Annotated in this window: 10 protein-coding genes; 2 read left to right on the top strand and 8 right to left on the bottom strand. The window is 71.2% G+C overall.

Annotated elements, in window-relative coordinates; translation table 11 throughout:
• The 6 genes from G3573_RS18740 to G3573_RS18715 all read right to left on the bottom strand — a co-directional run.
• The coding region (locus tag G3573_RS18740) for a thioesterase family protein (RefSeq protein ID WP_346427418.1) at positions 1 to 451 on the bottom strand (451 nt) is incomplete at its 3' end.
• Positions 452 to 511: 60 nt separating this feature from the next.
• Positions 512 to 1,474: a magnesium transporter CorA family protein gene (locus tag G3573_RS18735; protein ID WP_163263205.1), complete on the bottom strand. Its 963-nt coding sequence runs from the start codon at positions 1,472 to 1,474 to the stop codon at positions 512 to 514.
• Positions 1,395 to 2,021, bottom strand: coding sequence for a CHAP domain-containing protein (locus G3573_RS18730; RefSeq protein WP_163263204.1), 627 nt, complete (start codon positions 2,019 to 2,021; stop codon positions 1,395 to 1,397). The genes G3573_RS18735 and G3573_RS18730 overlap by 80 nt, the downstream gene beginning before the upstream one ends.
• A 76-nt stretch (positions 2,022 to 2,097) precedes the next feature.
• Complete coding sequence (locus G3573_RS18725) at positions 2,098 to 2,724, bottom strand: CHAP domain-containing protein (RefSeq protein WP_163263203.1); 627 nt, start codon at positions 2,722 to 2,724, stop codon at positions 2,098 to 2,100.
• Positions 2,725 to 2,802: 78 nt separating this feature from the next.
• Positions 2,803 to 3,897 (bottom strand): acyltransferase, encoded by a 1,095-nt coding sequence (locus G3573_RS18720; RefSeq protein WP_163263202.1) that lies wholly within the window; start codon positions 3,895 to 3,897, stop codon positions 2,803 to 2,805.
• Between the two features lie 80 nt (positions 3,898 to 3,977).
• Positions 3,978 to 4,409 (bottom strand): hypothetical protein, encoded by a 432-nt coding sequence (locus G3573_RS18715; protein ID WP_163263201.1) that lies wholly within the window; start codon positions 4,407 to 4,409, stop codon positions 3,978 to 3,980.
• 85 nt (positions 4,410 to 4,494) lie between these two features.
• Here G3573_RS18715 and G3573_RS18710 point away from each other — a divergent pair, with 85 nt between their 5' ends.
• On the top strand, positions 4,495 to 4,917 hold the full coding sequence (locus G3573_RS18710) for a hypothetical protein (protein WP_240454798.1): 423 nt from the start codon (positions 4,495 to 4,497) through the stop codon (positions 4,915 to 4,917).
• A gap of 117 nt (positions 4,918 to 5,034) precedes the next feature.
• On the opposite strand, the gene G3573_RS18705 is transcribed toward G3573_RS18710, so the two are convergent.
• Together G3573_RS18705 and G3573_RS18700 are read right to left on the bottom strand one after the other, a co-directional pair.
• Positions 5,035 to 5,529, bottom strand: coding sequence for a hypothetical protein (locus tag G3573_RS18705; protein WP_163263199.1), 495 nt, complete (start codon positions 5,527 to 5,529; stop codon positions 5,035 to 5,037).
• A gap of 26 nt (positions 5,530 to 5,555) precedes the next feature.
• Positions 5,556 to 6,038 (bottom strand): hypothetical protein, encoded by a 483-nt coding sequence (locus G3573_RS18700; RefSeq protein WP_163263198.1) that lies wholly within the window; start codon positions 6,036 to 6,038, stop codon positions 5,556 to 5,558.
• A gap of 63 nt (positions 6,039 to 6,101) precedes the next feature.
• On the opposite strand from G3573_RS18700, the gene G3573_RS18695 reads away from it, so the two are divergent.
• Positions 6,102 to 6,955, top strand: an 854-nt coding sequence (locus tag G3573_RS18695) for a DNA cytosine methyltransferase (protein WP_163263197.1), incomplete at its 3' end; no start/stop codon positions are given.

The following is a 6,955-nucleotide window of genomic DNA, read 5'->3' as shown; positions in this document are numbered from 1 at the left end:
GTCCCACACCGCGGGGCTCGGCCTCGGCCGGGCGCGTCACGCGCAGGCCGTCCGCCGCGGCGCGCACCCGCCCCGACCAGGGGAAGGCGCGCCCTTCGGCGGCGGTGACGTGGATCGCGCGGGTGGTGATGGCGGCGCAGGGCTGGCCGGTCAGGCTGTGGGTGAGGATCTGGACGGCGACGAGGTCGCTCTCGCCCAGCTCCAGCACGCCCGCGGTCATGTGCAGGGGCGCGCCGACCTGGGCCTCGCGCAGGAAGCGGACGTGGTGTTCGCGGATCAGCAGGGTGGCTTCGGCGTGGGGCGAGAAGGCGTCGGGCATGCCCAGCGCCGCGGCCAGGGCGGCCAGGCCCTCATAGGCGCGGGCGAGATAGAAGCGCACGTTCAGGTGCCCCATCTCGTCGCATTCCCAGGCGTCGACTCCGCCGCGCCAGACCTCGATCGCCCCGCTCACGCCGACCTCCACCGAAAAGCGCGCGGACTGTGGGCCGCTTCGCCGGTCGGGTAAATCGGCTCAGAGCCAACCTTTGCGGTGGAACCACCACAGCGGCGCCACCGCCGACACGACCATCAGGACGAGCACCGTCGGATAGGCCGCCGCCGAGTGCAGCTCGGGCATGTGCTCGAAGTTCATGCCGTAGATCGAGGCGATCAGGGTCGGCGGCAGGAAGGCCACGGCCGCCACCGAGAAGATCTTGATGATGGCGTTCTGCTCGATGTTGATCATGCCCAGCGCCGCGTCGAGCAGGAAGGTGATGTTGCCGGCCAGATAGGCCGAGTGCTCGATCAGCGACTGCACGTCCCGCGCCGCCGTCTTCAGGCGGTGGCGGGCCTCGGCGTTCTTCTCGATGTCGGCGGACAGGGCCGCGAAGCTGGCCATGCGGGCCAGCGTCGCCAGGCTGTCGTGCACCTTGGCGTTGGCGTTCTGGTTGCGGCCCAGCCGGGTCAGGATCTGCTCGAAGCTGGTCGGCTTGCGACGCGCGAAGACGGTGCGCGAGATGTCCTCCACCTCGGCCGAGGTGCGCTCCAGATTATCGGCGGTGCGGTCGACGATGGCCTCGAACAGGCCGACGAAGGTCTCCACGCCCGACCGGCAGGGCTCGGTCTGCCGCTCGAGATTGGCGACGAAGGTCTTGAACGAGCGCGGCTCGAAATAGCGGATGGTCACCAGCCGCCCGCCGGTCAGCACGAAGGTGATCGGGCCCGAGGCCGGCACTTCGGCGTCGACGTTGTAGAGCACGGTCGCGGTCATGTAGGTCGCGCCCTCGTCCAGATAGGCGCGGCTGGAGGCCTCGATCTCGGCCATGTCCTCGCGGGTCGGCAGGGGCACGCCCAGCGCCCCTTCGAGCGCGACGTCCTCCTCCGCGGTCGGGGCGAAGAGATCCAGCCAGACGACGTCAGCCGGCAGGGTCCAGCCTTCGGTCGTCGGATCCACCAGGACGGGCTCCGGCACGCCCGCCCGAACCACTTTCAACATGCGGAACCCCGGTCTCGACGCTGCGGACGGGAGTTGGATAGATGAAGCCGTAGGTGGGGTAAACGGTCCCGCCCAGGTTCCCCGCCGGCTTGTACCAGACCTTCACCCGGCTCCAGTCTCCGGTCGGAGAGACGTCGACCATGGTCACGCCCTCCTCGATCTTGCCTCGGCTGCCGCCCCAGTTGGCGTGGCTGACCAGCACGATGCGGTCGGTCAGCACCTGGGTGACCACCGCCACGTGCCCCAGGCGCGCGCCCTTGAACGGCTGGAACACCAGGACTGCCCCGGATCGCGGCTCGGGCCCGCGCTGGTACCTGGCCTTCGCCTGCGACCACCAGGTCCAGGCCTCGCCGCGCAGCTGGATGCCGGACTTCTGGCGCGCATAGGGGACGCACTCCCACCAGCTGCGCGTACGCGGCTCAGCGGCCGGCGGCGGCTGGGCGCGGGCGGGCGGCGGGACGGATCGGGGAATGAGGGGCGGGGGCGGCGGGGCGGCGCAGGAGGCCGCCGCGAGCACGCCCAGGACGATCAGGGCGGACGCCTTCATACGCGTACTTTCGGACCCGCAGAGAACGTCCGAGCGTCGGATTGGTGGCGAGAAGCGCGATCCGCCTATCGGCGGATCAGGAGCCGGCCTTGGCCGCCTTGACCGCGTCGTCCTTGGCGGCCGGCTTGCCCAGAGCCGCCTTGACCGCGTCTTCCTTGGCGACCGACTTGGCGGCGTCCTTGCCCGACGGGCTGGAGCCCTGGCCGGAAACCTGGGCCATCACCTGGGCGGCGGCGTCCTTGGCCGACTGATAGATGAAGCCGTAGGTCGGATAGACGGTCGAGCCGAGATCGCCGGTCGGGTCGTACCAGACCTTCACCTTCGACCAGTCGCCCTTCTCGGAGACGTCCACCATGGTGACGTTCTCTTCGACCTTGCCGCGGCTGCCGCCCCAGTTGGCGTGGGTGACCTGCACGATCCGGTCGGTCAGCACCTGGCTGACCACGGCCACGTGCCCGCGGGTCATCTTGCCGTAGGGCTGGAAGACCAGCACCGCGCCGGCCTGCGGGGTGATTCCGGTGGCGTAGTGGGCGGAGGTCGCCTGCGTCCACCAGGTCCAGGCGTCGCCGAAGATCTGGATGCCGGAGAACATCCGCGCGAAGGTCACGCACTGCCAGTAAGGATCGGCGTGCGCCGTCCCCACGCCGGCCGTGCCCAGCACGACGGCGGCCGCAGCTACGGCTCCCGCGAACTTCTTCAGCATTCTTCCGGCGTCTCCCCGCCTCGGATCGGAGTCGGATTAACCGATAACCGGCAAAGGTTGAAGACCCGTTGTCGCGCTTCAGGCGAGCGCGGGAACCTCCGCTTCGCCCCGGCGGCGATCGGCGAAGGCGCGCATGGCCGCCCGCGCCGGCTTCTCGACCAGGTGGTAGGAGATCATCGCGATCAGCGGAATCGCGGCCACGACCGCGAGCCACACAGGCAGCGGCAGGTGCTCGTCGGTGACGCCCAGCAGGCGCGCGGCGCCGTTCACGGCCAGCAGCTTCCACGGCACGCAGACCATGTAGACCGAGTAGCTGACCTCGCCGAGATAGACGAAGGGCTTGGCCGACAGGACGCGGCCCGCGGCCCCCTTGAGCCCCGCTAGGCCGAGAATCAGCATGCCGAACCAGGCGACGATCAGGGCGTCGGCCATCTGCAGGGCGGCGCAGGTCACGACACCGATCAGGGCCGCGGCGCTCACCAGGGTCGCGGTCGCGGGACGGCTGGTCGCGCCGGCGCGCCAGGCCAGGTAGACGGCGCAGCCGTAGGCGAAGCAGGGCACGATCCGCAGCGCGCCCCAAGCGATGGTCGCCTGGGTCAGCGGGAAGCCGGCCAAGCGCTCGAACCCGGCGTAAAGCAGGGCGATCAGGGCCCAGGCGGCGGCCATCGCCAGCTGCGGGCGGGTGCGCAGGCGCCAGGCGGCCCAGGCGAAGGCGGGGAAGCAGAGATAGGCGAACCACTCGGCCGAGATCGACCACGAAGGATGATTCCAGCCGGCCTGCGGGGCGAAGCCCCAGGCGTGGACCATCAGGAGGTTGGCCGGCAGCGAGTCCCAGGACAACACGTTGGCGTCCACGCCGAAGCCGGCCAGGGTCGCGGCCCCGGCCAGGGCCCCGACGCCCAGCAGGGTGGCCAGGTGCAGCGGATAGACCCGCGCCAGCCGCGCCCACAGGAAGCCGCCGTACTTGAAGCGTCCCTCGCCCGCCGCCTCCAGATAGACGTGGCAGAGGATGAAGCCCGACAGCACGAAGAACAGCTCGACCCCCAGATAGCCCTTGGCCACCAGCCCCGGGGTGAAGTCGACGGCCAGCTTCGGCCAATAATGGAACAGCACGACCCAGAGCGCCGCCAGGAAGCGCAACGACGTCAGGGGCTTCAGGTGTTCGGCCGTCATCGGCGCGCGTCCTTGTGTCGAAACGGGCCCGCTCGCGCGGACTCGTTTCGCTCACAGCACGGGCCGTGCCGACAGCAGGTTCAGCGCTTCAGGATGCTGTCGATGCGGCTGTCGATGACGCCGCCGTCATTGATGATGCGCTCGATGCGGCTGTCCGAGGACGACGCGCCCGCCGCGCGGCGCTTGCGCTTGCGCGGGCGGTCCGGGTCCCACTCGCGCGAGCCGCCCTGGGCGCGCATCAGCATGGCCGTGATCAGCGCCGCCGCGCCGGCGGCGGCCATCATCGTATAGAGCGCGCCCAGGCCGCCCCCGACGATGGCGTCGAGGTCGGCCGCGATCCGTCGCCCTGCCGCCGAGGAGTTCAGATAGATCGACGACGACTCGGTCAGGGACCCCATGCCGACGTACGAGACCGCGACTGAGGAGCAGGAGATGAAAAGAGCGCCGGCCCGGTTGTGGACGCACAGGCCCACCAAAGCTCCGAACACGGCGACGGCGATAGTGATCCACATGGGTCCACGAGCCTCGGTTACTACGCCTGAGCGTGGACCTGTCGCGGTGCAGGAAGCGTTAAGGTCTGGAGCCGAAAGGGCCGAAATGATCGACGAACTCATCACCCAGGGCGCGACCCGGACCGGCCTGTCGGAGGCGCAGGTGCGCACGACCCTGGCGGGCGCGCTGGGGCTGCTGCGCAAGCACGCCGCGCGCGACAAGCTGGACCTGCTGTTCGCCTCCGTCCCGGGGGCCGAGGCGCTGGCGACCTCGCCGGCCGGTCAGATGAAGTCGGGCGGCGGCCTGTTCGGCGGCCTGATGAAGAGCGCCGGCGGCGTGTCCGGGGCGGCCATGGCCGACGCCATGGGCATGCTGGACCGGCTCAAGCGCGAAGGCGTCGAGCGCAGCGACCTGAAGGTGCTGATGCCGGTCGCCCAGGACTGGGTGCGCGCCCGCAGCGGACGCGACCTCCTGCGTGAAACCCTGGAGAGCGTGCCGGGCGTGGGCGCCCTGCTGGCCGGGCGCTAGAGCCTGTTCCGTTCAGATGGAATCATCTGAACGGAACAGGCTCTAATTCAAAAGCTTGAGCGCGTTCCGATCGCAAAACCGGATCCACTTTTGCGGAACGCGCTCTAGCCGCCTAGCTCAGCGCACCTCGCCGCTTTCGCCCGTGCGGGCCAGGGCCGCGGTCGAGGCGGCGCAGCCCTTCAGCGTCTCCTTGGCGAGCGTGACCACCGCGGTCAGCGGATAGGTGCGGTCGCTCATGCCGTCCGAGCAGGGGCCGGGCGTCAGCGTCAGGGTCAGATCGCGCCCGTCGGCGGTGCGGCCGGCGAACACCGCCTGCGCGGCCTGGGCGGTCAGCTTCGGCGACGGCGCCTCGGTCTTCGGACGGTCGGGACCGGTCAGGGCCATGCCGGCCGCCGTGACGTCCAGCCCCCAGAACGGCTCGGTGCCGATCGCCCGCAGCGGCTGGCCCAGGTCGACCCCGGCCAGGGCGGCCGCGGCCGGAGCCGGCGCGGGCGCCGCCGTTTCGGGCGGAGCGGAAGCCGGCTCGACCGGCGTGGACGGGCTTTCGTGATCGCTGCAGCCGCAGAGCAGCAGAACGGCGCCGATGCCGGCGATGGACGCGCGAACGCTCAACACACCCTCCCTGGAGAGGCGCGCCGCTATCGGCCGCGCCAGCTGCTTTCAACCACGAACTGGCGGGGACCGGCGCAGCCGTTCATGACGTCGCCGGCGAAATTGATCTTGGCCGTCAGCGGATAGGCCCGCGAGCTGAGGCCGTCGGTGCAGGGCTTGGCGACGATCTCCACCTTCAGCGGCGTGCCGACGTCGGCGGTGGTCTCCCAGACCGCCTTGGCCCCCATCAGGACCGGGCCGGGATTGGGCGCGAACAGCTCGGGCCGGTCCAGCCCGGCCATGCGCATGCCGCCCGGGCGAATCTCCAGGCCCCAGAACGACTGGACGCTGATGACGTTGAGCGGCGCGTTCATATCGACCCCGCCCAGCACGATCTGGCCCTTGCCGCGGGTCGGCGGCAGCACGTCGCCCTTCTCGGTCGTGTCCCGCTTCACCGGCGAGCAGGCGCCGAGCGCCGCGACCGCGAGCAGGCAGGAAATCAACAGCCGAGGTTTCATGTGGCGCAACATGCCTCAGCCGCGGAACGGGTCAAGCTGGCGGCGGGTCGCCCCCGACTCGCGTAAGCTGTCGTGATGAGCGCGCGCGTCCCCCTCGCCTTCTATGAATTCTTCGCCGGCGGCGGCATGGCCCGGCTGGGCCTCGGGCCGGCCTGGGCCTGCGCCTTCGCCAACGACTTCGATCCGAAGAAGGCGGCGGCCTACCGCGCCAACTTCGAGGCCGAGGACCTGCGCCAGGGCGACGTCTGGGCGCTGAGCGCCGCCGACCTGCCCGGCCGCGCCGACCTGGCCTGGGCCTCCTCGCCCTGCCAGGACCTGAGCCTGGCCGGCGCGCGGGCGGGCCTGGACGGCGGGCGTTCGTCGGCCTTCTGGGGCTTCTGGAAGCTGGTCGAGGAGCTGGGCCGCGAGGGCCGCGCGCCCCGCGCCGTGGTGATCGAGAACGTCACCGGCCTTTTGACCTCGCGCCAGGGCGCGGACTTCACGGCCCTGTGCGAGGCCCTGGCCCGCGAGGGCTACCGGTTCGGCGCGCTGGAGGTCGACGCCGGCCTGTGGCTGCCGCAGTCGCGTCCCCGCGTGTTCGTGGTGGCCACGCGCGAGCCCTGCCCCACGGGGCGCCCCGGCGCCTTCCACGGCCGCAACGTCATGCAGGCCTTCGAGCGCCTGCCCGCCCCGCTGAAGGCGGCCTGGGTCTGGTGGGGCCTGGACGCGCCGGCCCGGCGCAACCTCGACCTCGGCGCCGTGCTGGAGCCGGACGCCGCGGTGACCTGGCTGGGCGAAGCGGAGACCGCGCGCCTGATCGAGCTGATGAACCCCGTGCACCGGGCCAAGGTGGACGCGGCGCTGGCCGCCGGCGGCCGGCGGGTCGGCGCGCTCTACCGGCGGGTCCGGGTCGAACACGGCGTGCGGGCCCAGCGGGCGGAGGTGCGCTT

The organism is Caulobacter sp. 17J65-9, assembly GCF_010975005.1.
Lineage (GTDB): Bacteria > Pseudomonadota > Alphaproteobacteria > Caulobacterales > Caulobacteraceae > 17J80-11.
The sequence above is the reverse complement of the archived record's forward strand: the minus strand, read 5'-3'. Positions and strand labels throughout refer to the sequence as shown.

Coding starts and splice junctions, on each gene's coding strand:
- G3573_RS18735 (WP_163263205.1), bottom strand. CDS start 1,474: ATGTTGAAAGTGGTTCGGGCGGGCGTGCCGGAGCCCGTCCTGGTGGAT.
- G3573_RS18730 (WP_163263204.1), bottom strand. CDS start 2,021: ATGAAGGCGTCCGCCCTGATCGTCCTGGGCGTGCTCGCGGCGGCCTCC.
- G3573_RS18725 (WP_163263203.1), bottom strand. CDS start 2,724: ATGCTGAAGAAGTTCGCGGGAGCCGTAGCTGCGGCCGCCGTCGTGCTG.
- G3573_RS18720 (WP_163263202.1), bottom strand. CDS start 3,897: ATGACGGCCGAACACCTGAAGCCCCTGACGTCGTTGCGCTTCCTGGCG.
- G3573_RS18715 (WP_163263201.1), bottom strand. CDS start 4,409: ATGTGGATCACTATCGCCGTCGCCGTGTTCGGAGCTTTGGTGGGCCTG.
- G3573_RS18710 (WP_240454798.1), top strand. CDS start 4,495: ATGATCGACGAACTCATCACCCAGGGCGCGACCCGGACCGGCCTGTCG.
- G3573_RS18700 (WP_163263198.1), bottom strand. CDS start 6,038: ATGTTGCGCCACATGAAACCTCGGCTGTTGATTTCCTGCCTGCTCGCG.